Here is a 26,952-nt window from a genome sequence, read left to right as displayed (position 1 = left end):
GTGGCACTCATCGCGCTCGCGGCCGACAAGGGGGCGCCGGGCGTCACCACGGCGGCCGTCGCCTTGGGCGCGGTCTGGCCGCGCCCGGTCCTGGTCGCGGAATGCGACCAGGGCGGCGGCGACCTGGTCTACCGGCTGCCCGCAGCGGGCCCCGAGGAGGTTCGGCGCGGCGGCGGCCAGGACGGCGGCATGCTCAACCCGTCCCGTGGCCTGCTCAGCCTCGCGGCCACCGCGCGCCGCGGGCTGCGTCCCGACCAGATCGCCGAGCACTGCCAGCGGCTCGTCGGCGGGCTGGACGTACTGGTCGGCATCACCAGCGCCGAGCAGGCGCAAGGCATGACGTGGCTGTGGGGCCCCCTCGGCCGGGCGTTCGCCGGGCTCGCCCCCGTGGACGTGCTCGCCGACTGCGGGCGGCTCGGCGCCGGCACCCCGCTGAACGACCTGATGCGCGAGGCCGACATGGTGGTGCTCTTCACCCGCGCCACCCTGGAGCAGGTCGCCCACCTGCGCGAACGCGTGTCGGCGCTGTCGGCGGAGCTGCGCGGCGGTCCGCCCATCGGCGTCATCGTGCTCGCCGACCCGCGCGACTTCCGCGCCTCGATCGCCGAGGTCGACCGCATCGTCGCGGGCGTTCAGAGCCGGCTGCGCTCGCCGGACGGCTCCCTACCCGGCTCCCTGCAGGCACCGGACTACGGCCCGGCCCCGCCGCAGGTGACGGTGCTGGGCGGCCTCGCGCTCGATCCCAAGGGCGCCGAGATGCTGTCCGGCCGCTGGGGAGGGCGGCTCGACCGCTCGCTGCTGATCCGTTCGGCACGCGAGGTGGCGGCGACGATCATCGGACGCCTCGGCGCCGTCCCGCCCGCCCCGTCCGCGCCCGCCGCACCGGTGCAGCCCGCGCCCGGCGCACCCGGCTCGTACACGCCGGGCTCGTACGCGTCCGGCCCGTACGCGCCACCGCCGCACGACCACCAGCAACAGGACCACCAGCAACAGCAGCAGGCGCACCAGCAACCTTCGCCGCAGGTCCAGGAGGGGAGTCGGTAGGTGGATCACGGCCTCGTCAAGCGGTTGCGCCAGGAGGTCGGCGACCGGCTGGCCCAGCAGCGCAGGCTCGATGCCGCCAGCGGACTGTCCCCGATGTCGGGAGAGGACGAGCGGCAGTTCGCGCGCGCCCTGATCGGCCAGGTCCTGGAGGAGTACGCGCGCGGCGAGATCACCTCCGGCCGCCGCCCGCCCAACGCCGAAGAGGAAGAGGCGCTGGCCGCGGGCGTGCACGCGGCGCTGTTCGGTGTCGGACGGCTCCAGCCGCTGCTGGAGGACCCCGAGATCGAGAACATCGACATCAACGGCTGCGACCGGGTCTTCATCGGGTACGCCGACGGCCGCGAGGTGATGGGCGAGCCGGTGGCCGAGAGCGACGAGGAACTCGTCGAGCTGATCCAGATCCTCGCCGCCTACAGCGGGCTGTCGTCGCGCCCGTTCGATACCGCCAACCCGCAACTGGACCTGCGGCTGCCCGACGGCTCCCGGCTGTCGGCGGTGATGGACGTGACGGTACGGCCCGCACTGTCGATCCGGCGGGCCCGGATGGGCAAGGTGTTCCTGTCCGACCTGGTCGGGAACGGGACGTTCACCCCCGAGCTGGGGCACTTCTTCCGCGCCGCCGTGCTCGCCCGCAAGAACATCATGATCGCCGGGGCCACCAACGCGGGCAAGACCACGCTGCTGCGCGCGGTGGCCAACGAGATTCCGGGGGTCGAGCGGCTGATCACCGTGGAACGGGCCCTGGAGCTGGGCCTGGACGCGTTCCCCGAGCTGCATCCCAACTGCGTCGCGTTCGAGCAGCGGCTGCCCAACTCCGAGGGCCAGGGCACGATCACGATGGCCGAGCTGGTCCGCCGCTCGCTGCGGATGAACCCGTCCCGCGTCATCGTCGGCGAGGTGCTCGGCGACGAGATCGTCACGATGCTGAACGCGATGTCGCAGGGCAACGACGGCTCGCTGTCGACCATCCACGCCAACTCCTCGATGGAGGTCTTCAACCGCATCTCCACGTACGCGATCCAGTCCGAGGAGCGGCTGCCGGTCGAGGCGACCCACATGCTGATCGCGGGCGCCATCGACTTCGTGGTCTTCATCGAGAAGCGCAACGAGTACGCGGCGGGCGGCCGGCTGCGCCGGTTCGTGGCCAGCGTCCGCGAGGTGACCGGCTGCGACGGCCGGGTGCTGTCGTCGGAGATCTTCGCGCTCGGCCCCGAGGGCATCGCCGTACCCGCCGCACCCATCTCCTGCGCCGACGAACTGGCCGAGTTCGGATACGACCCGATCGCCTCGGGGGGTGCCTGGTGAGTCCGGGGTGCTTGGTGAACGCGTGCTGCCTGGTGAGGACGAGGCGTTCGGCGCGAGAGCGAGGCCGGTGATGTACGCGCCGGACGTCCTGTTCGCCGTCGTCGCGGGGGCGCTTGTCGGCGGCGGCCTCCTGCTGCTGGCCCTGGCGATCCGCGGGCTGCCCGTGCGGCGCGGCGGCCCGGCTCGGATGCGCAGCCGCGAGGACCTGGTGAAGACGTTCACCACCCGTACCGCGCTCGCCGTCATCGTCGGGCTCGCGGTGCTGGTCGTCACCCGCTGGCCGATCGCCGCCATCGGCACCGGCGTCCTGGTGCTGGCCTGGAACGGGCTGGCGGGCGGAGCCGCCGAGGAGGCGCGCGGCATCGCGCGCCTGGAGGCCCTCGCCGCGTGGACCGAATCGCTGCGCGACACCATCGCGGGCGCCGTCGGCCTGGAGCAGGCCATCCCCGCCTCGCTGCGCGCCTCCGCGCCCGTACTGCAACAGCCGCTGCGCTCGCTCGTCGACCGGCTGCACACTCGCGTACCGATGCCCGAGGCACTGCGCCGCTTCGCCGACGACCTCGACGACCCGTCCGCCGACCTGGTCATCGCCGCGCTGGTCCTGAACGCCAAGCTGCGCGGTCCCGGCCTGCGCGACATGCTCGGCGCCCTGGCCGGATCCGCCCGCGCCGAGCTCGACATGCGCCGCCGCGTCGAGGCCGACCGGCGTGCCACCCGCCGCAGCGTCCGCATCGTCGTCGGGGTCTCGGTCGGTACGGCGATCGGGCTGGCGGTCTTCAACCACTCCTACGTGGAGCCGTACGACGACTTCCTCGGCCAGCTCGTCCTGTGCCTGGTGATCGCGCTGTACGGGGCGGGGTTCCTGTGGCTGCGCCGGCTGGCGAAGTACGAGATGCCGAGCCGCTTCCTCACCCGTTCCAGTACGACGCGTCCCGGCGTACCCGGAGAGGTGCCCACCACCGTCGCCGCCTGGCAGGCCAAGGGCGGCGGCCAGGGTGCGAAGGATGGGACGGGCGCGCAGAAGCCGCTGCGCGGGCGGCACACCATGGACGCCGGCGGAGGTGGTGCGTCATGACCGGGCCGCTGCTCGCGGGTGCCTTCGTGGGGATCGGGCTCTACCTGCTGTTCCGTGCCCTCTTCCCGTCGCGTCCCGGCCTGACCGCCCGGCTGGCCGCGTTCGACGCCGCCCGCCGCCGCGACCTGGAGGACGCGCAGGCCGGACGGATGTCGCCCACCCTCGACCGGGTCGGCACGCTGCGTTCCAAGGTCGGCAAGGAGCTGGTCCGCTACTGCGAGGCGCGCGGCTGGAAGCTGCGCTCGATCCGCGCGGACCTGGCCATCACCGAACGTTCCATCGAAGGCTTCCTCGCCACCAAGTTCCTGCTGCCCGCCGCCGCGCTGCTGTTCATCCCGGTCGTGGTCGCCTACTTCGCGCTGCTGGGCCTCGGCGTGTCGATCCAGATCCCGGCGTGGACGTGCGTGTTCTTCGCGGTGCTGTTCTTCTTCTTCCCCGACATGCAGCTGCGGCAGGAAGCGGCCGGACGGCGGCAGGACTTCCGCCATGTCGTCGGCGCGTTCCTCGACCTGGTGTCGATGAACCTGGCCGGCGGCCGCGGCGTACCCGAGGCGCTGATGACCGCGTCGGGTGTGGGCGAGGGCTGGGCGATGCACCGCATCCGGGACGCGCTCGCCAACGCCCGCATCACCGGCCACACCCCGTGGCAGGCGCTCGGCAACCTCGGCGACGAACTCGACATCGCCGAGCTGCGCGACATGGCGGGCGCGCTGGCCCTGGTCTCCGACGACGGCGCTCAGGTCCGCAAGTCGCTGTCGGCCCGCGCCGCCTCGATGCGCAGCCGCGAGCTGTCGGAACTGGAGGGCAAGGCCGGTGAACGTTCCCAGTCGATGCTCGTCGCCCAGCTCCTGCTCTGCGCCGCGTTCCTTGTCTTCCTGGCCTATCCCGCGCTGATGAGGGTTATGGCAGCGTGAGTCTTCGACCATCCCCGTACCCCTCGAAGGAGGATTGATGGGTCCGATCAATCCATGGAACGACCCGGCCGTCGTCTATCTGCGGGCCCTGCTCGGCTGCCGTATCGAACGGCTCCGCAACGAGCCCGACCGTACGAAGGGGGCCTCGGCGATCGAATGGGCGATCATCACGGCGATCCTCGCGGTCATCGCGATCACCATCGGCGCGACGATCCGCAACCTGATCGTCAACAAGGCCAACAGCATCAAAACGGAGTAACCGCGATGGCCCGTGTAACCGGGATGGCCCGTGTAGTCGCGGTGGCCCGTGTAGCCGCGAAGGCCCGGACGGCGGGCCGAGAGCGGGTACGTCGCGGTTCGGTTCGCAGAGGCACGGCCTGTCACGGCTCGGCGGGCGATCGTGGGGCGTCTTCGATGGAGTGGGCGCTGCTGACGCCGATCCTGATCCTCGTGATGCTGGCCGTGGTCCAGTTCGCGATGGTGTACCACGCGCGCCATGTCGCGCTGGCCGCTGCGCAGTCGGGTGCCCGGGTGGCGCGTACGGCACCGGTCGGCGGTGGCTGGGAGGGTGCGGCGGAGCAGAAGGCCACCGGCGACGTCCGCAAGATCGGCGCCAACCTGCTCACCGGGCTGGACGTTCAGACCGGCGAGGCAGGCGATCAGCGCTGGGTCGAGGTGCGCGGCGAGGCCGTACGGGTCATCCCGTTCATGACGTTCCGGGTGGAGCAGCGGTCCCAGGGGCCGATCGAGTGCTTCCGTCCCGATGTGGGTGACGGCATCGCGTGCGAGGGAGGCGCTCAGTGAGCGCGTTCCGAGCGGGCCCGGGCGCCGCGGACCGCGGGTCGATGTCGATGGAGCGCGGGTCGATGTCGATGGAGATGGTGCTGGTCACGCCGCTGTTCGTGATCTTCCTGATGCTGCTGGCCGGGGCCGGGCGGATGGTGGACGCGCAGAGCCAGGTGGACGGTGCCGCGCGCGATGCCGTACGGGCCGCGTCCATCGCTCGCAGCGCGGGGGGCGCGGAGCGGATGGCGCAGGAGGCCGCGACCGCGAACCTCAACGGCCATGACTGGTGCGCGAGCGGTCCCGTCGTGATCACCGACACCAGCCAGTGGGGACCGGGCGGCCGGGTCGCCGTGACCATCACCTGCGACGTGGATCTGGCGGACCTGTCGTTCATCGGGCTCCCCGGCACCAAGGCCCTGCGCGGCCGGGCGCTGGCGCCGATCGACACGTTCACCTATCGCGGTACGGAGGACGCCGGATGAGCCGCCGCGAGCGCAGGCAGCACAGGGAAAGCGAGCAGCGCAGGGAAAGCAGGGCGCGTGGTGATCGGGGGACGGTCGCGATGTACGTCGTGCTGTTCACGCCGGCGGTGTTCCTGCTGGCCGGGCTGCTGGTGGACGGCGGCCTGGCGATCCACGCGCGGCAGCGGGCGGCGGACATGGCCGAGCAGGCGGCCCGGGCGGGCGCGAACGAGATCGACACCGGCGCCCTGCGGCGGACGGGCGAGCCGGTCATCGACCCGGATCGGGCGCGGGCGGCGGCGTGCGATCTGCTGGCGGGCTACGAGGAGGACATCACCGCGTCCCGCTGCGAGGCCGACCAGGAGCAGGTCGACGTGACCGTGCAGCTCACCGTACGGGCCCAGTTGCTGGGCATTGTGCCGGGGCTCGGCGAGTTTACGATGACGTCTACGGCGTCCGCTCAACCGGTGACCAGCGATGACCAGTAGGGGACCGATGACGGCACGGCAGGCAGGCGACAGGCGGCCCGACGGCGTCCGGGACGCCTCGGGGAGGCGGCTGGGGTACGGCGTTCCCGAGCCGGTACGGGTCCGCGGGCGGCGTGGCCCCGGCGACGTGCTCGCCGGGCTGGGCGCGCTGGTGGCGCTGGCGGCGTTGCTGGCGGGCGTGCCGTTCGCGCTGCTGACGTTCTTCGATGCGCCGATCCCCGACCACGTTCCCGAGCTGTCCGACCTCACCCAGCCGATCGGTGACAGCACGCTCATCCCGATCCTCGTCGCGCTGGTCTGGCTGGCATGGCTGCAACTGGCGCTGTGCGTGGTCGTCGAGGTGTACGCCGGGATCCGCGGTGTCGGCGTCCCGGCCCGGGTCCCGCTCGCCGGCGGTACGCAGTCGCTCGTCCACCGGCTGGTGGTCGCGGCGCTGCTGCTGTTCACCGCCACCACCTCGATCATGCCCGCGTTCAGCGGCCGCGAGCTGTACCAGCGGCCCGCCCAGTCGCAGGCGCAGGATCTGGCCCCGGTCGCGGTCGCGCCCCAGCAGCAGACGGTCGAGCAGTCCGTTCCCGAGGCCCCGGCCGTACAGCCGATGGAGAAGGCGGCCACCACCAAGATCTACCGGGTGAACCCGCCGCACGGCCGGCACCACGAGAGCCTCTGGGAGATCGCGGACAAGTGCCTGGGCGAGGGCCGCCGCTACAAGGAGATCTTCGCGCTCAACAAGGGCCATATCCAGCCGGACGGCAGCCGGCTGAACATCGCCAGCCTGATCAGGCCCGGCTGGATCCTGGAGATGCCGGCGGATGCCAAGCACGCGCAGGTCATACCGGCCAAGGACCTGAACGACTACTTCCGGCACGGTCATGCCGTACCGGACAAGGCCCCGGAGCCCGAGCCGCAGCCGGAGCCCGCACCCGAGCCTGAGCCCGTACCGGAGACGGGACAGGGGACGGAGCAGCCCGGCGCGCAACTCCCGGGCGCGGGCGCTCCCACGCAGGCTCCGTCCCAGACCGCGCCGCCTACCCAGACCGCGCCACCGACCCAAGCCGAGCCCGAGCCCGAGCCGGAAGCGGAGCAGAAGCCGGAAGCCGAGCCCAAGCCGGAGCCCGAGCCGGAGGCGCAGGTCCCGGCGCCTCGGCCAGGGGACGAGTTGGGCGGCGACGCGGGCACCGGCGGCGCCAGCGTCCCCGGTAAGGACAGTGTTCCCGGTAAGGACAGTGCTCCCGGTAAGGACGGCGCTCCTGGTAAGGACAGTGCTCCTGGGGAAGACCGGGCGCAGGCCGAGGACACGCCGCTTCCGTTCGATCTCGAATGGTCCGAGGGGCTGGCGGCGGCCTCGCTGATGGCCGCGGGACTGCTCAGCGCGCTCGGGCGGCGGCGCCGTACGCAGATGTGGCACCGGGCGTTCGGGCACATGATCCCCCGGCCCGAGGGGGACGCCGCGGTGGCCGAGCAGGCGCTGCGGATCGGGTCCGACGACGACGGTGTACGGCTGCTCGACCTCGGGCTGCGTCACCTGTCGAAGTCGATGGCGGCGGGCGGCCGGGCGCTGCCGACGGTGTACGGGGTGCATCTCGGTTCCGGCAGCCTCGACCTGTGGATCGCGCCCGCCGACCGCAACCCGCCCGCGCCCTGGCAGCCCCATGACGACGGGCAGGTGTGGCGGCTGCACGCCGACTCGCTGGCCGCGCTGGAGGCCGCCGATCTGAGCGACGTGCTCGCTCCGTACCCGGGTCTGGTCTCGATCGGTACGAACGCGGGCGGCCGGATCCTGGTCGATCTGGAGGCGGCGCACGGGCTGATCGCGCTGCGCGGCCCGGCGGACACGCGGCGTTCCGTACTGGCGGCGCTGGCCCTGGAGCTGGCCACCAACCGCTGGTCCGACCACATGCGGATCACGCTGGTCGGCTTCGGCGGCGAGCTGGGCGAGAACCTGGCCGAGATCGCGCCTGACCGGATCCGTACGGTCCCGACCCTCGCGGACGCGCTGCCCGAGCTGGAGGGGCGTGGCGAGGAGGTACGGCAGGCGCTGGCGGCCTCCGGGGTCGACTCGGTGCTGACCGGACGCTGCCGCGGGGTGTTCGGCGAGGCCTGGATGCCGCACTACCTGATCATGGCGGAGGAGCCGGCCGAACGGGACGCCGACCGGCTGGTCGCGCTGGCCCGTACCGGCACCCGGATGGCCGCCGGCTACCTCGTCCCGGGCGAGGTGCAGGGCGCCACCTGGACGTGGGAGGTCGACCAGGACGGGCGGCTCCAGGCGGGCGTGCTCGGCTTCGAGGTGGACGCCCAACTCGTCCCGGAGGCGCACTACCGCAGCATCGCCGAGCTGTTCCGGGGCGCGTCCCGGCTGGAGTCGGTGCCGATGGCCGATCCCGGCGACGGCGGCATGACGGAGCCGCCCGGCGGGCCCGGCGGGCAGCAGTCGTCGGTCGACATCCGGCTGCTCGGGCCGGTCGAGATCGACGCGCCCGGGCCCATGGACGAGAGCCGCCGGGCGGTGTGCACCGAGGTCCTGGTCTACCTCGCGACGCATCCGGGCGGTGTGCATCCGACCGTTCTGGGCGGGGCGGTGTGGCCGCGCGGGGTGACCACCGGGGTCCGCGACGCCTGCGTGGCGCGCGTGTCCGACTGGCTTGGACGGGACGCGCGCGGCCGTCCCAACCTGTATTACGACGACCGTGGCCGGATCAAGCTGGGCTCGGAGGTACGGGTCGACTGGGCGGTGTTCCGCTGGCTGCTGTGGCGGTCGGCGGCTGAGCCCGCGTCCGAGACCGCGTACATGGCGTACGCGCTCGACCTCGTACGCGGCCCGGTGCTGGCCGGACGGCCGCGCGGCACCTACGGCTGGCTGGTGACCGACGACCTGGAGTACGAGGCGACCGCCCGCGTCATCGACGTGGCGCACCGGCTCGTCGTCCTGCGCCTGGACGAGGGCGACATCCGGGGCGCGATCGGCGCCGCCCGCGCCGGGCTCCGCCTCGCGCCCGAGGACGAGGGACTGTGGCGCGACCTGCTGCGCGCCACGCATGCCGCCGGTGACGAGGCCCAGGTACGGGTCGTCATCGACGAGTTGCGCGGACGGATCGGCCGCGATCCCCTTCTCGACCAGCTCCAGCCCGAGACCGAGGCTCTCGTCGAGGAACTCATGCCCCAGTGGCGCCACATGGCCACCCGCTGACACGCCCCTTCACCACGTCGCCCCTCACGTTGACTCGTGGCGTGTTCGCCTCCACGGGCGACGCCAGGGGCGAACACGCCACGAGTCAACGAGGAGAGTCGTCCGGGGGGTTAGCGGTACAGGCCGGGGCCGCCTAGCGAGTAGCGGGCGGGTTGCGGGTAGACGCACGCGTTTCCGGGGCGTCCGCCGACCTTGACGGCGTGGACGGTCCGTCCCGTACGGGTCGACACCGCGTACACCGTGCCGACCGCGGGATCGGTCAGCCAGAGCGTCTCGCCGTCGGCGGAGACCCCGCCCGCGAGCGGGGAACGGCCGCTCGGCGTCCGCCAGAGCCGTGTCACGCGCTGGGTGGCGAGGTGGACGGACGAGACCGTTCCATCGCCGCCGAGGACGAACATGCGCTGGGACTCCCGGCCGAGGACGAGGCCGTGCGCTCCCGGCCCCGTACGGATGAAGCCGGTCACGCGGAAGCGCGCGGCGTCGACCTGCCACAGCCCGCCCTTCGCGGCGTCCGCGACGAGGAACGTCCGGCCGTCGGGGGAGAGCCGCAGGTCATCGGGGCGCGATCCGGCGGGGAGCCGCAGCGTGGCGGTGACCGACCGGCGGGACGGGTCCACGCGGATGAGCCGTCCGGAGGGCGGGCAGGACGCCACCAGGAACGACGCGTCGGCGGAGTGGTCGGCGCCCGTCGCGCCCTGGCACGGCAGCTTCATGGATCCGTGCGGCTTCATGGTCTTCGGATGCCGGAAGTCGATCCGGGCGAGCCGTCCGACCATGAGGAACGCGTCGCGGCCGTCGGGGGTGAAGTAGAGCGGGCCGGGACGCGAGATCCGCAGCGACTCGCCCCGGTGCGCGGAACGGGGCGCGATCGGCACGGCCGTCCCGTTGACCAGGTCGTGCACCCAGAGCCGGCGCAGATTCCAGCCGGGCACGATCAGCGTCGGGGCACCGCCCGTGCGGACGCGGCCGAGGAGCCGCCCGGTCCGCTGGTCGATGACATCGGCCGTACCGGTGGCGGCGTTCGGTACGTACACGCGGGGCGGCAGGTCGCGGGACTCGGGCCCGAGCATTCCGGGGCCGGTCGCGGCGTAGACGTTGGCCGGCACGTCGGGCGTGTCGGCGGAACGCGGCGCTGCTGACGGTGGCTCGGGCGGGGAGGACTCACCGTCCAAGGTGGCCGGAGCCGGTGCGCCGACCGCGATGACCGGGGCGTCCGGCGCGCCCTGCCCGGGCGGGTAGAACGGCACCGGGGACTCGCATCCGGCCGCCGCCACCAGTGCCGAGACGGCGATGAGCGCCGGGCCGGGTACGGCTCGGCGGCGCGGTCTGCGTGATACCCCCATCACGGCGGGACTGTACCGGCTCGCGCACGCCCTGTGCACGGATCGTCACAACACGTTCTGACGAGAAGACCGGCCGAGCGTCAGCCGGACTTCCCGATCCCGATGCCGAACTCGCGGTAGACGCGCTCCCAGAAACCGTCCCGCAGCCACGTGCGGGCCTCCTGGTAGGGGCGCAGCGAACCGCCCAGCTCCTTCTCCGCCTCGATCAGCAGTTCCTTGTCGATCACGGGCGGCAGGATCGGGCCCGGCAGCAGGTCGCGGATGTTGTCGCGGCCCCGTTCGAACAGCCACTTCTGCGCCACATGCTCGCCTATTTCCAGCATGTGGTCGCGGTCGGGACCCAGCTTGCCGTCCGCGAGCGGGGCGGCGTGCGAGTTGGTCGGCGCGGTGACCGTGGCCGCCGGGACGGGAACACCGGTGCCCGCCGGGACGCCGCCGGGCCGGGCGGCGGCGGGCGCCGGCTTGACCGCCGGGGTACGGCCGGCGAACACCTGCGAGGGCGACGGCACGGACGTACGGGCGGGAGCGACGGGGTCGCGGACCGGGGTCGTGGTGGTCGAAACGGGCAGGACCTTGGCTTTAGTGAAGTACGGGCGCAAGAAATCGGCGGGCAGGACCTCGACCGTGTCGGACTCCCAGACCAGCCACTCGGCCTGGTTGGAGCCGTGCGTGGGCTCCACGCCCCACAGGTGCACGCGCACGCCGTACCGCTGCGCGGCCTCGACCGCCGGCAGCATGTCCTCGTCGCCGGCCAGCAGCACGGCGTCGGTGATGGCGCGGTGCCGGGCGAGCGCTTCGAGGTCGGCGCGCAACTGGGCGTCCACGCCCTTCTGCTGGCCCTGCGCGTTCAGATTGCCGAGCCGCAGCTTCACCAGCGGCAGGTTGGCGATCACGCGCTGGTCGACGGTCGGCTGCCGCTTGGGCGCCGCGTCGAACCAGTAGAGCCGCAGCAGCTCACCGACCAGCTGGTCGTCCGCATGGGTGGTCAATGCCTTGATCAGCTTCTCCGCGGCGACCCTGTACTCGCGCCTGGAACCGCAGCCGAGCAACAGCGCCCCGGAGGCCGCGTAGAGATATCCCGCGTCGACGAAGACGGCGTACCGCGCGGGCTGAGGGACGAACTCCGAGGTGGCCATGGCCTTTCACCTTATTCGTGCCGGGGCCTTTCCTGGGCGCGAACCACGGTTACATCTCCCCCTGGCATTGCCGTACCCGCGCCGCCCACACATCGAAGGTGTGTGTTACGCCACGTTACGCGGTGTATGTGACCACGGTGTCCTGGGTGACAGCGCGTCGCGGTCGTTCCCCGTACGAACGACGCCGCCCGGCGTGGCGCCCCGCCTCGATCGAGAACACCGCCGTGAAGGCCTGTGCCTCGATGAGCCGGGCGCCGCGCCGGGCGGCCCGATGGTCTGCGATCGTTCGGGGTCCGCGGCCCTCACCGCGGGAGGGCGCTGTCCCTCCAGGCTCCGGGGCCGCGCGGCCGCGCGGCCGGATCGCGCACCAGCCGGGCCCGGTCGGCCCAGCGGGAGACGCGCCGTTCGCCCGTCCCGCCGCCCACGGCGTTCGCGCGGGCCCGCGCGGTCAGCACGGCCACCAGGGCGGCGACCTCCTCGGGCGTCGCGTCGCCCCGAACGATCTGCAGGAACGGCTTGCCGTCACTGCTCACGGTGCCTCCTTCACGCCGGTTCCTTCACGCCCACCGGACGCCATCACAGCGGGATGTTGCCGTGCTTCTTGGGCGGCAGCGTCGCGCGCTTGTCGCGCAGCGAGCGCAGCGACCGGATGATCTGGCCGCGGGTCTCGGACGGCTTGATCACGTTGTCGACGTAACCGCGCTCGGCCGCGACGTACGGGTTGGCCAGCCGGTCCTCGTACTCGGTGATCAGCTCGGCGCGGCGGGTGTCGGGGTCGTCGGCGGCCGCCAGCTCGCGCCGGTAGAGGATGTTGACCGCGCCCTGCGCGCCCATCACCGCGATCTGCGCGGTGGGCCACGCCAGGTTGATGTCGGCGCCCAGGTGCTTGGAGCCCATCACGTCGTACGCGCCGCCGTACGCCTTGCGGGTGATCACGGTGACCAGCGGGACGGTCGCCTCGGCGTAGGCGTACAGCAGCTTGGCGCCGCGCCGGATGATCCCGTTCCACTCCTGGTCGGTGCCGGGCAGGAAGCCGGGCACGTCCACGAACGTCAGCACCGGGACGTTGAACGCGTCACACGTGCGGACGAACCGGGCGGCCTTCTCCGAGGCGTGGATGTCCAGCGTCCCCGCGAACTGCATCGGCTGGTTGGCCACCACGCCGACCGAGTGGCCCTCGACCCGGCCGAAGCCGACCACGATGTTGGGCGCGAACAGCTCCTGGACCTCCAGGAACTCGCCGTCGTCGAGCACGTGCTCGATCACGGTGCGCATGTCGTACGGCTGGTTCGGGGAGTCCGGGATCAGGGAGTCGAGCGGAGCGCCCTCACTGTCCAGCTCCGCCATGTCCACGTCCACGTCGAAGACCGGCGGGTCGGCGAGGTTGTTGGACGGCAGGTAGGACACCAGCGCCTTGACGTACTCGAGCGCGTCGTCCTCGTCGGAGCCCTGGTAGTGCGCCACACCGGACCGCGAGTTGTGCGCGTGCGCGCCGCCCAGCTCCTCGAACGTCACCTCTTCACCGGTGACGGTCTTGATCACGTCGGGGCCGGTGATGAACATGTGCGAGGTCTGGTCGACCATGACGATGAAGTCGGTCAGCGCGGGCGAGTAGACATGCCCGCCCGCCGTGGTCCCCATGATCAGCGAGATCTGCGGGATCACCCCGGAGGCGTGCACGTTCCGCTTGAAGATCTCGGCGTACAGGCCGAGCGCGACCACGCCCTCCTGGATCCGGGCCCCGGCGCCCTCGTTGATCCCGATCATCGGGCAGCCGGTCTTCAGCGCGTGGTCCATGACCTTGCAGATCTTCTCGCCGTAGACCTCGCCGAGCGAGCCGCCCATGATCGTGAAGTCCTGGCTGAACACCGCCACGTGCCGGCCGTCCACCGTGCCGTAGCCGGTGATGACGCCGTCGCCGTACGGGCGGTTGTTCTCCAGCCCGAACTGGATCGACCGGTGCCGGGCCATCTCGTCGAACTCCACGAACGAACCGTCGTCCAGCAGCGCCTCGATCCGCTCGCGAGCGGTCATCTTGCCCTTGGCATGCTGCTTTTCCACCGCACGCGCGGATCCCGCGTGCACCGCCTCGTAGCGGCGCCGTTCCAGGTCCGCGATCTTGCCCGCGGTGGTGTGGACATCGATCTCCGCCGCGGGTTCAGGAGCTTCCATCGCCATGCCGGTCAGACTAACCGGCCGCTGATGGGCGGTTTTATGCGGGTCCCATAACCTTGGGCGGGTGGCTACCAACACGCGCGACACCCTTCGGCAGGACATGCCCGAACCGCTGCGCCGCGACGTCCGGCTGCTCGGCGCCATGCTGGGCGATGGACTCGTGGAGTACGGCGGCCAAGAGTTGCTGGACGACGTCGAACGCCTCCGGCACGCCGTCATCGCCGCCCGCCGCGGCGAGATCGACAGCGCCGAGGTCTCCGCCCTCGTCGACGGCTGGACGCTGGAACGCGCCGGCCAGGTCGCGCGGGCGTTCACCGTCTACTTCCACCTGACCAACCTCGCTGAGGAGCACCACCGCATCCGTACGCTGCGGGAACGCGACACGCCCGACACCTCCGTGCCCAGCTCGGTCCCGGCGGCCGTGGCGCGGATCCGCGCCGCCTCCGGCGACGACGGGCTGGCCGAGGTGATCGAGGGCCTGGAGTTCCGGCCGGTCTTCACCGCCCACCCGACCGAGGCCCGGCGCCGCGCCGTCGTCACCTCGATCCAGCGGATCAGCGACTTCCTGACCCGCCTGAACGCCGCCCCGGGCGCAAGCGAAGAAGCCGAGTTGGAACGGCGGCTGCGCGAGGAGATCGACCTCCTCTGGCGTACGGCCCTGCGCCGCCACACGCAAATGGACCCGCTGGACGAGGTCCGCACCGCCATGGCGGCCTTCGACGAGACGATCTTCCGCGTCGTCCCGGAGATCTACCGCTCCCTCGACCGCGCCCTCGACCCCGAGGGCACCGGCGTACGGCCGCCGCAGGCCCGCCCGTACGTCCGCCTCGGCAGCTGGATCGGCGGCGACCGGGACGGCAACCCGTACGTGACGGCCCAGGTCACCCGCGACGCGGTGATGATCCAGGCCGAGCACGTCCTGCGCGCCCTGGAGGCCGCCTGCGGCCGGATCGGCCGCGAACTGACCGTCCACGAGAGCACCACGCCGCCCTCGGCCGCCCTGCGCGAGGCGCTGGCCGCGGCCCGTACGGCCCACCCCGCCCGCCTGGCCGACATCGCCAAGCGTTCCCCGGGCGAGCAGCACCGGCAGTTGCTCCTGTACGCCGCCACCCGCATCGCCGCGACCCGCGAACGCGACGCCGACCTGGCCTACGCCGCACCCGACGACCTCCTGGCCGACCTCCGCCTCGTACAGGACTCCCTGGCCCAGGCGGACGCACCACGCCAGGCGTACGGCAGCGTCCAGCATCTGATCTGGCAGGTCGAGACGTTCGGCTTCCACCTCGCCGAACTGGAGATCCGCCAGCACTCGGAGATCCACGAGAAGGCCCTGGCAGAAGTCCGCGCGGGCGGCCCATGCAGCGAGATGACCGAAGAGGTCCTGGAGACCCTCCGCGTCGTCGCCTGGATCCAGAAGCGCTTCGGCATCAGAGCCTGCAGCCGCTACATCGTCTCGTTCACCCGTACCGCCGACGACGTGGCCAACGTCCACGCCCTGGCCGCGTCCCTGGGCGACAACGCGCCCATCCTCGACGTGATCCCGCTGTTCGAGACCGGCGAGGACCTCGAACGAGCCCCCGAAGTCCTGGAAGGCATGCTCGCGATCCCGGCCGTACAGAACAGGCTCGCCGACACCGGGCGCCGCCTGGAGGTCATGCTCGGCTATTCCGACTCCGCCAAGCAGCTGGGCCCCACCAGCGCGACCCTCCGCCTGTACGACACGCAGGAGGCCCTCACCTCCTGGGGCGCTCGCAACGACATCAAGCTCACCATGTTCCACGGCCGAGGCGGCTCCCTGGGCCGCGGCGGCGGCCCCGCCAACCGCGCCATCCTGGCCCAGGCACCGGGCTCGGTGGCCGGCCGCTTCAAGGTCACCGAACAGGGCGAGGTCATCTTCGCCCGCTACGGCCAGCCGCAGATCGCCCGCCGCCACGTCGAGCAGGTCACCAACGCGGTCCTGCTCGCCTCGACCGACGCCGTACAGGACCGCGCCCGTACCGCCGCCGCCCGCTACCGCCCGCTCGCCGACAAGATCAGCGACGCCGCCCGCGCCGCGTTCCGCTCCCTGATCGAAACCGAGGGCTTCGCCGCCTGGTTCGCCCGGGTCAGCCCCCTGGAAGAGATCGCCGAACTGCGCATCGGCTCCCGCCCGTCCCGCCGCAAGGCCGCCCAGGGCCTGGAAGACCTGCGCGCCATCCCCTGGGTCTTCGCCTGGACCCAGACCCGCGTCAACCTGCCCGGCTGGTACGGCCTGGGCAGCGGCCTGGCCGCGGTCTCCGGTGACGGCGCCGACCTGGACGCCCTCCGCGAGGCGTACGAGGCATGGCCCCTCTTCGGCGCCCTGCTCGACAACGCCGAAATGAGCCTCGCCAAGTCCGACCGCGCGATCGCCGAACGCTACCTGGCCCTGGGCGCCCGCCCCGAACTCTCAGAGACCGTCCTGGCCGAATACGACCGCACCCGTTCCCTGGTCCTGGCGACGACCGGCCACACCCGCCTCCTGGAGAACCGCAAGGTCCTCTCCAGAGCCGTAGAACTGCGCAACCCGTACGTGGACGCCCTCTCCCACCTGCAACTCCGCGCCCTAGGGGCTCTCCGCGACGGCGTAGAAGACGAAACAGAACGCCGCCACCTGGAAGAACTCCTGCTCCTATCGGTAAACGGAGTAGCAGCAGGCCTACAAAACACAGGCTGAGCTGCCTGTGGGGGCGGACCCCCACACCCCCAGGCGGGGCGCGCACCTCCTGCGCTCGCCGGCGCTCGCTCCGGAGGCGCCCACCCCTTGGAAGGAGGGCTCCGCCCCCCTTCACCCCCCGCTGGGGGCTCCGCCCCCTAGCCCCCAACCCCTGGGGGCTCCGCCCCCTCGCCCCCCGGTTCCCCCGTGTCGGGGGCCGCGTCCGGCTCGTTCTCTGGTGGGGGCTCCTCCTGGTGTGCCTCGGCCTCCTGTGCCTCGGCCTCTTCGGCTTCTGCCCGCAGTGCGGCGAAGTGGCGGAAGACCAGGTCGGCGGCGCGGGCGGGGGCGCCCCTGCCCAACAGGGCCACCTCGGTCAGGCCGTCGGCCTCCGCTGCGGCGCGCAGTTCGGCGATCCGGTCGAGGAGCGCCCGGGACGGGCCCGGCTGGCCGGGCCAGCACAGCTGCTTGCCGTCCTGGTCGGCGCGGGTGGCCGAGGGCCACAGCGACGGGTCCTCCGAGGCCAGCCGGACGGGGACCTGGTCGATCCAGAGCCGGCCCAGCATCCGCTCGGCCGCCTCCCGGATCGGGCCGCGGGCGGTGATGGACGCCTTGCCGGAGACGACCGCCGTGTACGGGGTCACGCCCTCGCCGCCGTCCGTACCGCCTCGGTGAGCCGCCCGGCGCCCGCCACCGGGTCGCGCAGGTGCAGCCGGACGACGGGCAGCCCGCGCCGGCGCAGGGCGCGGACCTCGGCCATCGCGCGGGCCAGCCGTACCTTGCCCAGCGTGTACGGGCGGCCCGGCACGGGATGGTCGGCGAACGCGTCGCCGGCCGGCGGCTCGCCGGTGACGATGAGGAACGCGCCGGTGCCCGGCCCGTCCTTGTGCACCGTGCCGGTGGAATGCAGGTGCCCCGGGCCCGGGCCGTACGAGACGGGGCGGCCGCAGCGGCGGGCCAGGGCGGGGGCGAGGTAGCGCCCGGAGAAGTCGCCGGACAGGTAGGTCACGATCGACAGGTAGCCGTCCTCCGGGACGGCGCCCAGCAGCGCGTCCAGCGCACCCGCGACGTCGGCGCCGGTGCCGGCGGGCCAGGCGAAGTCGGCGTAGACCTCGATGTCGCCGTCGACGAAGACCGGCGGCTCGTCGGGCAGCGGGCCCGTCCCGGCCACCCGCAGCAGGGTCGCGGCGTCGTCCTCGGCCTCCTGGACGACGGTGCTGCCGGGCTCGAACGGGTTGACGCCCAGCAGCCATCCGGTCACGGCCGTCGCGTACTCCCACATCAGGAACTGCGCGCCCAGCGGCGCCCACAGCGAGGTGTCGGCGTCGGTCTGCGCGTCGCGCGGGTTGATCGCGATCTCGTGCGCGTCGCCGACGCTCCCGTCGGGGGTGCCAGGCGGCTCGAACACCAGCACGCCGCGGCCGCGCTTGCCGGTACCGACCGACAGCAGGTGCGAGACCCACGAGGACATCGGCCCCGGGCCGCCCGGCTCGCGCAGCACCAGCTTGTCGCGGGCGACGCCTTCGGTGCCCTGCTGCGCGCAGCCGCCGAGGACGGCGCCCAGCAGCAGTCCGGGGTTGTCGTCGTCCTTGCCCAGCGACGGCGACAGCGTCGCCGCCTCCTCCAGCAGCCCGATCGCGTCCGCGCCCGCCAGCACCGAGGGGACCAGCCCGTACGCCGACAGCGCGCTGTAGTGGCCGGGCAGGTACGGATCGGTGAGGCCGATCCGGAAGCCGCTCTGCCGGGCGTAGTCGTGCAGCGGGCTGCCGTGGTCGGTGATCACCAGGAACCGCCCGGCGATCTCCCGCTCGGACAGCCCGTGCCGGCGGAACGCCTCGGAGAAGATCCGGCGGTAGGCGTCGCCCTCCAGGGAGACCCCCGACTTGCTGGACAGCACCACGAGCGTGCGGTCGAGCCGCTGCAGCGCGAAGCCCAGCGCGGCGGTGTCGCCGCCGTCGAGGACGGTCAGCTCACCCAGGCCAGCCCCGGGCGGCTGCGCCGCCATGATCGCCTCGGCGGCCGTGCTCTCCGCGCCCAGCCCGATCAGCACGATGTGATCGAGGCCGGAGTAGCGGACCTCCGCGATCAGTCCCTCGATCTGGTCGAGCAGCCCGCGGGAGGCGTACGGCAGATCCAGCCAGCCCAGCCGGCTGTGGTCCACCGTCCGCCGGCCCCACAGCCGCGGGTCCTTGGCGGCGAGCGCGCTCGGCACGCCGCAGCTCACGAGATAGTCGCGTGCCTGCAGCGCCGCGTCGAGCACGTCGCCGCGCGTCAGTACGTCGAATCCGGACACCGTTCCTCCCGGCTCCCTATCGTTCCAGGATTCAACCGGCGTCCGCGACCTTCTGCGCGATCTTCTGGTTCCGGAACGTGAGATATCGCGTGTCCGTGGCGCTCAGGACGTGAGCGCCTTGGTGAGCTGTGCGAGGCCGTCGACGCGATCGCGCAGGTGCAGCCGGACGACCGGCCGCCCGCGCGAGCGCAGCGTCCGCTGGTCGCCGAACGCCTGCGCGAGCTGCAGTTCCCCGAGCGTGTACGGCCGGCCCGGCACCGGGACATCGCCGCTGACCTCGCCGGTGATCTGCAGGAACACGCCGTTCTGCGGACCGCCTTTGTGGTACTGGCCGGTGGAGTGCAGGCAGCGCGGCGCCCACCCGAAGGTGACCGGGACCGGACTCTTGCGCACCGCCGCGCCGCGATCGGCCAGCAGGGAGCGCAGCCCGCCCGCGTCGGGATCGCCCCAGCGGTCCAGGAACGCCATCACCGCCAGGTAACCGCGCGCCGGGACGGCCTCCAGCAGCGCCTCCAGCGCGGAGGTGAGATCGCGGGCGCCCTTGAGCAGCTCCCCGGGATCGTGGACCTCCACGGAGTCCGATACGAGCGCGGGCGGCCGGTTGACCACCGTGGGCCCGGCGCCGTCCTCGGACCGCAGCAGCCCCGCGGTGTCGTCCTTGGACGCCTGCACGTCGGGCTCGTCGAACGGGTTGACCCCGATGACGCGGCCCGTCACCGCCGTCGCGTACTCCCACAGCAGGAACTGCGCGCCGAGCGGGCCCGCCACGCTCACCCCCGCGTCGCGGCCGGGGCCCGGCGCGTCGGCCCGGCTGCCCAGCAGGACCCGGCACACGTCGCCGGTCGCCGCGAAGCCGGGCGCGTCCACGCTCTCCACCACGACCGGGAGCAGGCCCTTGCCGTCCTTGCCCGTCGACTCGGCGAGCAGATGCTCGGCCCAGTCGCCGAAGCCGGCCAGGCCCGAGCCGTGGTCGGCGATCACGACCTTGCCGCGGCCGGCCAGCGCCGCGGCGCCGAGCGCGGCGCCCAGCGCCAGCGCCGGATTGTCGTAGGGCTGCCGCAGTGCCGGCGCCAACGCCGCCGCCTCCTCCAGCAGCCGGGCCACGTCCGCGCCCGCGAGCGCGCTCGGCACCAGGCCGGGCGCGCCCAGGGCGCCGTACCGTCCGCCGACGTCGGAATCGGCGAGCACCAGCCGGTGCCCGGCCTCCAGCGCGAGCGCCTCCAGCGGCGAGCCGGGCGTGGTCACCACGGCGAAGCGGCGGCCCAGCTCGGCACCGGTGATCCCGGCCCCGGCGAACGCCGCCTCGAAGATCCGCCGGTGCGCGTCGGTCTCCACCGTCGTGCCGCTGAGACTCGAGATCACCACGAGCGTGCGGGCCAGCCGCTCGTCCTCCAGCGCGGCCCGGACCTGGTGCGGGTCGGTGCCGTCCAGGATGGTCAGCTCCACCCCCGCGGTCCGGGTGACGACCTCGGCGGCCAGCGCCGAGCCGCCGATGCCCGCCAGCACGACCCGGTCGAGCCCGGCGCCGCGCGCCTCGCCCGCCACCTCGGCCAGCTGGCCCAGCAGCGGGCGGGAGCGCTCGGGCAGGTCCAGCCAGCCCAGGCCGCGCGCGGCCGACGGCGCCGCGTCCGGTCCCCACAGGCCCGGCGCGCCCGAGGCCAGCCGACCGGGGACGCCGTCGGACACGAGCCGTTCCAGAACGGTCTCGCTCTCGCCGACGGCGCCGCCGCGAAGGGTGACCGACGCCCCGCCGGCGGTCACCACCGAGGTCATGCGCCGCCCTTGTCGCGCAGCTCGTCGGCGATGGTGCCGAGCAGCTCGTTCCACGAGGTCTCGAACTTCTCGACGCCCTCGTCCTCGAGCACCCGGACCACGTCGTCGTAGTCGACGCCGGCCTCCTTGAGCGCGTCCATATGCGCGCGGGCCTCGTCGTAGAAGGCCCGAACGGTGTCACCGGACACCTCGGCGTGGTCGGCCGAGGCGTCCAGCGTCGCCTCCGGCATCGTGTTGACGGTGCCGGGCGCGACCAGCTGGTCGACGTAGAGCGTGTCGGGCAGGTTGGGGTCCTTCACGCCGGTGGACGCCCACAGCGGGCGCTGCGGCCGGGCGCCGGCGTTCTTGAGCGAGGTCCAGCGCTCGGTACCGAACTTCTCCTCGTACAGCGCGTAGGCGAGCCGGGCGTTGGCCACGCCCGCCTTGGACTTCAGGCCCTTGGCCTCGTCCGAGCCCAGCTTGTCCAGCCGCTTGTCGATCTCGGTGTCGACCCGGCTGACGAAGAACGAGGCCACCGAGGCGATCTTGGTGAGGTCGACGCCGTTGTCGCGGGCCCGCTCCAGGCCCTCGAAGAACGCGTCGATGACCTGGCCGTACCGCTCCAGCGAGAAGATCAGCGTCACGTTCACGCTGATCCCCTCCGACAGCGCCTGGCTGATCGCCGGCAGCCCCGCCTCGGTCGCCGGGATCTTGATGAACAGGTTGGGCCGGTCCACCAGCCACCACAGGGCGCGCGCCTCGGCCGAGGTCCGCTCGCCGTCACGGGCCAGCCGCGGGTCCACCTCGATCGACACCCGGCCGTCCAGCCCGTCGGTCCGGTCGTAGACCGGCCGCAGCACGTCGCAGCCCCAGCGGATGTCGTACGTGGTGATCGCGCGGGACGCCTCCTCGACGTCCACGCCGCGCACGGCCAGGTCGCGGACCTGGTCGTCGTAGGCCGTGCCCTTGCTGAGCGCCTTGGCGAAGATCGTGGGATTGGAGGTGACCCCCACCACGTACCGCTCCTTGACCAGCTGCTCCAGGTTGCCCGTCCGCAGCCGTTCCCGGCTGATGTCGTCGAGCCAGATCGACACGCCCTCGTCGGAGAGCTTCTTCAGGTTCTCTGTCATCGCGTTTCTCCTCGTCGAGTTGGCAGGGGGTCGAGTTAGCGGGGGGACGGCCGCGGACGGTTCGGCGCCGGCCTTCCGGCCGGCGCCGAAGGTGCGGTCAGCGCCGGCCGTTCAGTTGCCGGTGGTCTCGCCGCGTCCGGCGCCGTGCACCCCGGCCTTGATGAGGCTGGCGTGAGCGGCGGCCACGACCCGTTCGGCGGTGAGGCCGAACTGCTGGAACAGGGTCTTGTAGTCGGCTGACGCGCCGAAGTGCTCCAGGCTCACCGACTCGCCGGCGTCACCGACGTACCCGCGCCAGCCCAGCGCGATGCCGGCCTCCACCGACACGCGCGCGCGGACCGACGGCGGCAGGACCTGCTGCCGGTACGCGTCGTCCTGCGCGTCGAACCACTCCACGCACGGCATCGACACGACCCGGGTGGGGGTGCCCTCGGCCTCCAGCGTGTCGCGGGCCTCCAGGGCCAGCGACACCTCGCTGCCGGTGGCGATCAGGATCACATCGGGACGGCCGTTGCCGGCGTCGGCGAGCACGTACCCGCCCTTGGCGGCGCACTCGGCCGGGGCCAGCCCGTCGCCGCGGGCCAGGGTCGGCAGCTTCTGCCGGGTGAGGGCGATCCCCGCCGGACGGTCGTTGTTCTCCAGGATCGTGCGCCAGGCCACCGCCGTCTCGTTGGCGTCGGCCGGCCGGACCACGTCCAGGCCCGGGATCGCGCGCAGCGACCACAGCTGCTCGACCGGTTGGTGCGTCGGGCCGTCCTCGCCCAGGCCGATGGAGTCGTGCGTCCACACGTACGTCACCGGCAGCTTCATCAGCGCCGCCAGCCGCACCGCGGGCCGCATGTAGTCGCTGAAGATCAGGAAGGTGCCGCCGTACGGGCGGGTGCCGCCGTGCAGCGCGATGCCGTTGCAGATCGCGCCCATCGCGTGCTCGCGGACGCCGAAGTGCAGCGTGCGGCCGTACCGGTGCCCAGGGAACTCCTTGGTCTGGAACTCCTCGGGGACGAAGGACGGCTCGCCCTTCATCGTGGTGTTGTTGCTCTCGGCCAGGTCGGCCGAGCCGCCCCACAGCTCCGGCAGCACGCCCGCCAGCGCGCCCAGGACCTGCCCGGACGCGGCGCGGGTCGCGACCTCCTTGCCCGCCTCGAACTCCGGCAGCGCCCCGGCCCAGCCGTCGGGCAGCCGGCGCGCGGAGATCCGGTCGAACTCGGCGGCGCGCTCGGCGTTGGCCTCGCGCCACGCGCGGAACGTCTTCTCCCAGTCCGCGTGCAGCGCCCGGCCGCGGTCGGCCACGTCGCGGGCGTGCGCCAGGACGTCCTCGGCCACGTCGAACGACGTGGCCGGGTCCATGCCCAGCACCTTCTTGGTGGCCGCCACCTCGTCGGCGCCCAGCGCCGAGCCGTGGATCTTGCCGGTGTTCTTCTTGTTCGGCGCCGGCCAGCCGATGATCGTGCGCAGCGCGATGAACGAGGGCCGCTCGGTGTCGGCCTTGGCCGCCTCGAACGCGGCGGCCAGCGCCCCCACGTTCTCCTCGTAGTCGCCGTTCACCGTCCAGTCGACCTCGTGCACGTCCCAGCCGTAGGCGGCGTAGCGGGCGCGCACGTCCTCCGACAGCGCGATCGCGGTGTCGTCCTCGATCGAGATGTGGTTGTCGTCGTACAGCAGCACCAGGTTGCCCAGCTTCTGGTGCCCGGCCAGCGAACTCGCCTCGTGGCTGATGCCCTCTTCGATGTCGCCGTCGGAGCAGAACGACCAGATGGTGTGGTCGAAGGGGGACTCGCCCGGCGCCGCGTCCGGGTCGAACAGGCCGCGCTCGCGGCGGGCCGCCATCGCCATGCCCACGGCGTTGGCGACGCCCTGCCCCAGCGGCCCCGTCGTGGTCTCCACACCCGCGGTGTGCCCGTGCTCGGGGTGACCCGGGGTGAGGCTGCCCCACTTGCGCAGCGACTTGAGGTCGTCCAGCGTCAGCGGGTAACCCGACAGGTACAACTGGATGTAGAGCGTCAGGCTCGAGTGCCCGCAGGACAGCACGAACCGGTCGCGGCCGGCCCAGGACGGGTCGGTCGGGTCATGCCGCAGGAAGCGCTGGAAGAGCAGGTAGGCGGCGGGCGCCAGGCTCATCGCCGTACCGGGGTGCCCCGAGCCGGCCTCCTCCACCGAGTCCATGGCGAGGGCGCGGACAACGTCCACCGCCCGCCGGTCCAGATCGGACCATTCAAACGTGCTGATGTCCCCACTCACGGACGCCAGGCTCCTCTCGGACCGAATCCTCGGAATCGCATTCTCGTCATTGTGTCCAGCCGGTTCAGTGCGTCCGGCCACGTGTTCGGCCGGATCCTTCGAACCGCATGTGTTCCGGCTACGTACCGTTCGAGCCACGTACCGTTCAGCTACGTACGCGGGTCAGGTCGCGGTTCAGCCGCACGTACGGTCGCCCGTCCGCGCGGTCGTCCCCGATCGCCCCGTGCCGGGCGCGATGCGCGGCCCGGTGAAGATCATGACCTGCCCTTCCCGACCCTATCGAACGAGGCGCGCGCCTCCATCGACCGACGAGCCGATCGCCGCGCTCTGCCCTGGGCCTTCACCGGCCCTTGTCGACCCTTGCCCGAACGATTTCGCGGCTAACCCCCCGCCCGGGTGAACCGCCGGGGGAACCGGCGCCCACCCGCCGGCGCGTCCCGGCCGGGGCGCGGCGCGTCCCGGTGCCCCGGTGCGTGACCTCGGGAGGGGGCGGACTACAGTGAAGCCGCGGTTCGACACCTAGTGGCCGCAGCAGTTACGCCGATCCGAGGCGCGGCCAAATCGCGCGGGGGCACCGCCGAGGTGGACGTGATTTCTCATGCCTAGTTGGACGTGGACCCGATTGTGACGGTGCTCAGCAACAAGCTCGCCATCGAGCTCGACGACGCGGTGCCGGCGGTACCGCCGCCGCCCCCCCCGGGACCGGAGCGGCCTGCCGCCCGGCGGCCGCTCGCCGGGCTCGTCCGCGCCTACGTGGCGCTGACCAAGCCGCGCGTGATCGAACTGCTCCTGATCACGACGCTGCCGGTGATGTTCCTGGCGGCCGGGGGAGTGCCGCCGCTCGGTACCGCGCTGGCCACGCTGGCCTTCGGGACCCTGTCGGCCGGCGCCGCGAACGCCATCAACTGCTACATCGACCGCGACATCGACGCCAAGATGCGCCGGACCCGCCGCCGCCCGCTGGCCCGGGACCAGGTGACGCCCACCGAGGCGCTGGTCTTCGGCGTGGTGCTGGCCACGGCCTCCACGGTCGGGTTCGGCCTCACGGTCAACCTGCTGGCCGCCTCGATGTCGCTGTTCGCGATCCTGTTCTACATCTTCGTCTACTCGCTGCTGCTCAAGCGGCGGACCTCGCAGAACGTCGTGTGGGGCGGCATCGCCGGCTGCATGCCCGTCCTGATCGGCTGGACCGCGATCACCGGCAGCCTGGCCTGGACGCCGTTCGTCCTGTTCGGCGTGGTGTTCCTGTGGACGCCGCCGCACACCTGGACGCTGGCCATGCGCTACCGCGAGGACTACGCGATCGCCAACGTCCCGATGCTCCCGGTGGTGGCCACCGAGCGCCGGGTGATCGTGGAGAGCCTGATCTACACCTGGGCGACCGTGGCCTGCTCGCTGGTCCTGTGGCCGGTGGCCGGGATGAGCCTGGTGTACGGGGCGCTCGCGGTCGTGCTCGGCGCCGTGTTCCTGCTGGAGGGGCACCGCCTGCTCCGCGACTCGATGCGCGGGCTGACCGGCGTCCACCTGCGGCCGATGCGGTTCTTCCACCTCTCCAACGTCTATCTCGCGCTGCTGTTCACCGCGGTGGCGCTCGACCCGCTCTTCACCTAGACGGACGCGCGTCCGGGACGGACGCGCGCCCGGAAGCAGTGCCAGGGGCCCGGCGGCCACGCCGCCGGGCCCCTGAGCCTTAGCGGAACGTCCCCGGGCCGGTTACGCTCGCCGGATGGCGCGTGTGGATCCGAAGGCGGTGCTCGAAGGGCGCGTTCCCGGCCGCCCGCCCATCGCACTGATCATCGGGCTCGTGATCACGTCGGCGTGCGCGCTGCTGGCCCTGGGCGTGGACCTGCTGTTCGGCGGCGGCGCCGGCTTCTGGGTGGGCCTGCTGCTGGCCATCCTGCCGATCCCGCTGCTGATCGCGCTGGTGCTGGCGCTGGACCGGATGGAGCCCGAGCCGCCCCGGCTGCTGCTGTTCACCTTCATGTGGGGCGCCGGCGTGGCCATCCTCGGCGCGCTGGTCTTCAACACCCTCGGGATGCTGTACGTCACGGTGCCCGCCTTCGGTGAGGACAAGGCCCACTTCGTCAGCGCCACGTTCGGTGCCCCGCTCGTCGAGGAACCGCTCAAGGGCGCGGTGCTGTTCGGCATCCTGTGGTTCCGCCGCAACGAGATCGACGGCTTCGTCGACGGGATCATCTACGCCGCCATGGTGGGCTTCGGCTTCGCCATGATGGAGAACGTCACGTACTACATGCGCGCCTACGAGGAGGGCGGCACGCAGGGTCTGCAGGCCGTCTTCATCCTGCGCGGCGTCGTCGCGCCGCTGAGCCACCCGCTGTTCACCTCGATGACCGGCCTCGGCGTGGCCTGGGCCGCCACCCGCCGGCACCTGCGGTTCGTGATGCCCGTCGCCGGCCTGCTGGCGGCGATGGTGCTGCACGGGCTGTGGAACGGCGCCACCACGTTCGGGCTGGGCGGGCTCGCGGTCGTGTACGTGCTGGACTTCGCCATCCTGATCGTGCTGATCATCATGGTCTTCCTGGAGCGCCGCTCCGTCGTCCGGCGGATCGAGACGTACCTGCCGATGTACGCCTCGACCGGCCTGGTGACCCCCGCCGACATCCAGATGCTGCGCGGCATGCACGCGCGCCGCGCCGCCCGCCGCTGGGCCCGGCTGTCGGGCGGTCCCGGCGCGGCCCGCGCCATGGGCGACTACCAGCTCGCCGCCACGGAGCTGGCCCTGCTGCACACCCGCGCCGAACGCGGCGTCGCCGATCCCCGCTGGTTCGAGACCCGCAGGGAGGCGCTGCTGGGCCTGATGGGCATCGCCCGGCAGGCGTTCCTGCGCACGCCGCCCCGGGTCCCGCCACCCTGGGCTCCGCAGGGTCCCTCCGGCTTCATGCCGCCGCCGCGCCACTGAGCGGGGGCCGGGTCGGGATCACCGGGGCCCG

General features: G+C 72.6%; 21 protein-coding genes. 12 read left to right on the top strand and 9 right to left on the bottom strand.

Annotated elements, in window-relative coordinates; all coding sequences use genetic code 11:
* The 9 genes from ACH34Q_RS25145 (at nt 1) to ACH34Q_RS25105 (ending at nt 9,263) form a co-directional block, all read left to right on the top strand.
* Nucleotides 1–1,044, top strand: coding sequence for a hypothetical protein (locus ACH34Q_RS25145; protein ID WP_395985500.1), 1,044 nt, complete (start codon nt 1–3; stop codon nt 1,042–1,044).
* Complete coding sequence (locus ACH34Q_RS25140; protein WP_395985499.1) at nt 1,045–2,349, top strand: CpaF family protein; 1,305 nt, start codon at nt 1,045–1,047, stop codon at nt 2,347–2,349.
* A 22-nt stretch (nt 2,350–2,371) separates the two neighbouring features.
* Complete coding sequence (locus tag ACH34Q_RS25135) at nt 2,372–3,424, top strand: type II secretion system F family protein (protein ID WP_395985498.1); 1,053 nt, start codon at nt 2,372–2,374, stop codon at nt 3,422–3,424.
* Nucleotides 3,421–4,338, top strand: coding sequence for a type II secretion system F family protein (locus ACH34Q_RS25130; protein ID WP_395985497.1), 918 nt, complete (start codon nt 3,421–3,423; stop codon nt 4,336–4,338). Before ACH34Q_RS25135 ends, ACH34Q_RS25130 begins: the two co-directional genes overlap by 4 nt.
* A 37-nt stretch (nt 4,339–4,375) precedes the next feature.
* Nucleotides 4,376–4,597 (top strand): Flp family type IVb pilin, encoded by a 222-nt coding sequence (locus ACH34Q_RS25125; protein ID WP_395985496.1) that lies wholly within the window; start codon nt 4,376–4,378, stop codon nt 4,595–4,597.
* Nucleotides 4,598–4,752: 155 nt separating this feature from the next.
* Complete coding sequence (locus ACH34Q_RS25120; RefSeq protein WP_395985495.1) at nt 4,753–5,142, top strand: TadE family protein; 390 nt, start codon at nt 4,753–4,755, stop codon at nt 5,140–5,142.
* On the top strand, nt 5,139–5,606 hold the full coding sequence (locus ACH34Q_RS25115; protein ID WP_395985494.1) for a TadE family protein: 468 nt from the start codon (nt 5,139–5,141) through the stop codon (nt 5,604–5,606). The genes ACH34Q_RS25120 and ACH34Q_RS25115 overlap by 4 nt, the downstream gene beginning before the upstream one ends.
* Entirely contained in the window at nt 5,603–6,073 is a 471-nt protein-coding gene (locus ACH34Q_RS25110) for a TadE/TadG family type IV pilus assembly protein (protein ID WP_395985493.1), read from the top strand. Before ACH34Q_RS25115 ends, ACH34Q_RS25110 begins: the two co-directional genes overlap by 4 nt.
* 7 nt (nt 6,074–6,080) lie before the next feature.
* Complete coding sequence (locus ACH34Q_RS25105; RefSeq protein ID WP_395985492.1) at nt 6,081–9,263, top strand: BTAD domain-containing putative transcriptional regulator; 3,183 nt, start codon at nt 6,081–6,083, stop codon at nt 9,261–9,263.
* Nucleotides 9,264–9,373: 110 nt separating this feature from the next.
* On the opposite strand, the gene ACH34Q_RS25100 is transcribed toward ACH34Q_RS25105, so the two are convergent.
* The 4 genes from ACH34Q_RS25100 to ACH34Q_RS25085 form a co-directional block, all read right to left on the bottom strand.
* Entirely contained in the window at nt 9,374–10,609 is a 1,236-nt protein-coding gene (locus tag ACH34Q_RS25100; RefSeq protein ID WP_395985491.1) for a YncE family protein, read from the bottom strand.
* Between the two features lie 77 nt (nt 10,610–10,686).
* Nucleotides 10,687–11,742: an NYN domain-containing protein gene (locus ACH34Q_RS25095; protein WP_395985490.1), complete on the bottom strand. Its 1,056-nt coding sequence runs from the start codon at nt 11,740–11,742 to the stop codon at nt 10,687–10,689.
* 302 nt (nt 11,743–12,044) lie between these two features.
* A complete protein-coding gene (locus ACH34Q_RS25090; protein WP_395985489.1) occupies nt 12,045–12,275 on the bottom strand; it encodes an acyl-CoA carboxylase subunit epsilon in 231 nt (76 codons plus the stop codon).
* A gap of 43 nt (nt 12,276–12,318) precedes the next feature.
* Nucleotides 12,319–13,920 (bottom strand): acyl-CoA carboxylase subunit beta, encoded by a 1,602-nt coding sequence (locus ACH34Q_RS25085; RefSeq protein WP_395985488.1) that lies wholly within the window; start codon nt 13,918–13,920, stop codon nt 12,319–12,321.
* A gap of 97 nt (nt 13,921–14,017) precedes the next feature.
* Here ACH34Q_RS25085 and ACH34Q_RS25080 point away from each other — a divergent pair, with 97 nt between their 5' ends.
* On the top strand, nt 14,018–16,612 hold the full coding sequence (locus ACH34Q_RS25080; RefSeq protein WP_395985549.1) for a phosphoenolpyruvate carboxylase: 2,595 nt from the start codon (nt 14,018–14,020) through the stop codon (nt 16,610–16,612).
* A gap of 137 nt (nt 16,613–16,749) precedes the next feature.
* On the opposite strand, the gene ACH34Q_RS25075 is transcribed toward ACH34Q_RS25080, so the two are convergent.
* From ACH34Q_RS25075 to tkt, 5 genes are all read right to left on the bottom strand, one after another.
* Nucleotides 16,750–17,232, bottom strand: a complete 483-nt coding sequence (locus tag ACH34Q_RS25075) for a hypothetical protein (protein WP_395985487.1) — start codon at nt 17,230–17,232, stop codon at nt 16,750–16,752.
* On the bottom strand, nt 17,229–18,881 hold the full coding sequence (locus ACH34Q_RS25070) for a phosphoheptose isomerase (RefSeq protein WP_395985486.1): 1,653 nt from the start codon (nt 18,879–18,881) through the stop codon (nt 17,229–17,231). Before ACH34Q_RS25070 ends, ACH34Q_RS25075 begins: the two co-directional genes overlap by 4 nt.
* Nucleotides 18,882–18,983: 102 nt before the next feature.
* Nucleotides 18,984–20,654: a glucose-6-phosphate isomerase gene (locus ACH34Q_RS25065; RefSeq protein ID WP_395985485.1), complete on the bottom strand. Its 1,671-nt coding sequence runs from the start codon at nt 20,652–20,654 to the stop codon at nt 18,984–18,986.
* Nucleotides 20,651–21,763 (bottom strand): transaldolase, encoded by a 1,113-nt coding sequence (gene tal, locus ACH34Q_RS25060; RefSeq protein WP_395985484.1) that lies wholly within the window; start codon nt 21,761–21,763, stop codon nt 20,651–20,653. The genes ACH34Q_RS25065 and tal overlap by 4 nt, the downstream gene beginning before the upstream one ends.
* A 111-nt stretch (nt 21,764–21,874) precedes the next feature.
* Nucleotides 21,875–23,926, bottom strand: coding sequence for a transketolase (gene tkt / locus ACH34Q_RS25055; protein ID WP_395985548.1), 2,052 nt, complete (start codon nt 23,924–23,926; stop codon nt 21,875–21,877).
* A gap of 699 nt (nt 23,927–24,625) precedes the next feature.
* On the opposite strand from tkt, the gene ACH34Q_RS25050 reads away from it, so the two are divergent.
* Nucleotides 24,626–25,612, top strand: a complete 987-nt coding sequence (locus ACH34Q_RS25050) for a heme o synthase (RefSeq protein WP_395985547.1) — start codon at nt 24,626–24,628, stop codon at nt 25,610–25,612.
* A gap of 115 nt (nt 25,613–25,727) precedes the next feature.
* A complete protein-coding gene (locus tag ACH34Q_RS25045) occupies nt 25,728–26,921 on the top strand; it encodes a PrsW family intramembrane metalloprotease (RefSeq protein WP_395985483.1) in 1,194 nt (397 codons plus the stop codon).
* Nucleotides 26,922–26,952: the final 31 nt, after the last annotated feature.

This window comes from Actinomadura sp. 9N407, assembly GCF_044326315.1.
Lineage (GTDB): Bacteria > Actinomycetota > Actinomycetes > Streptosporangiales > Streptosporangiaceae > Spirillospora.
This window is presented reverse-complemented; position numbering and strand designations above follow the sequence as displayed.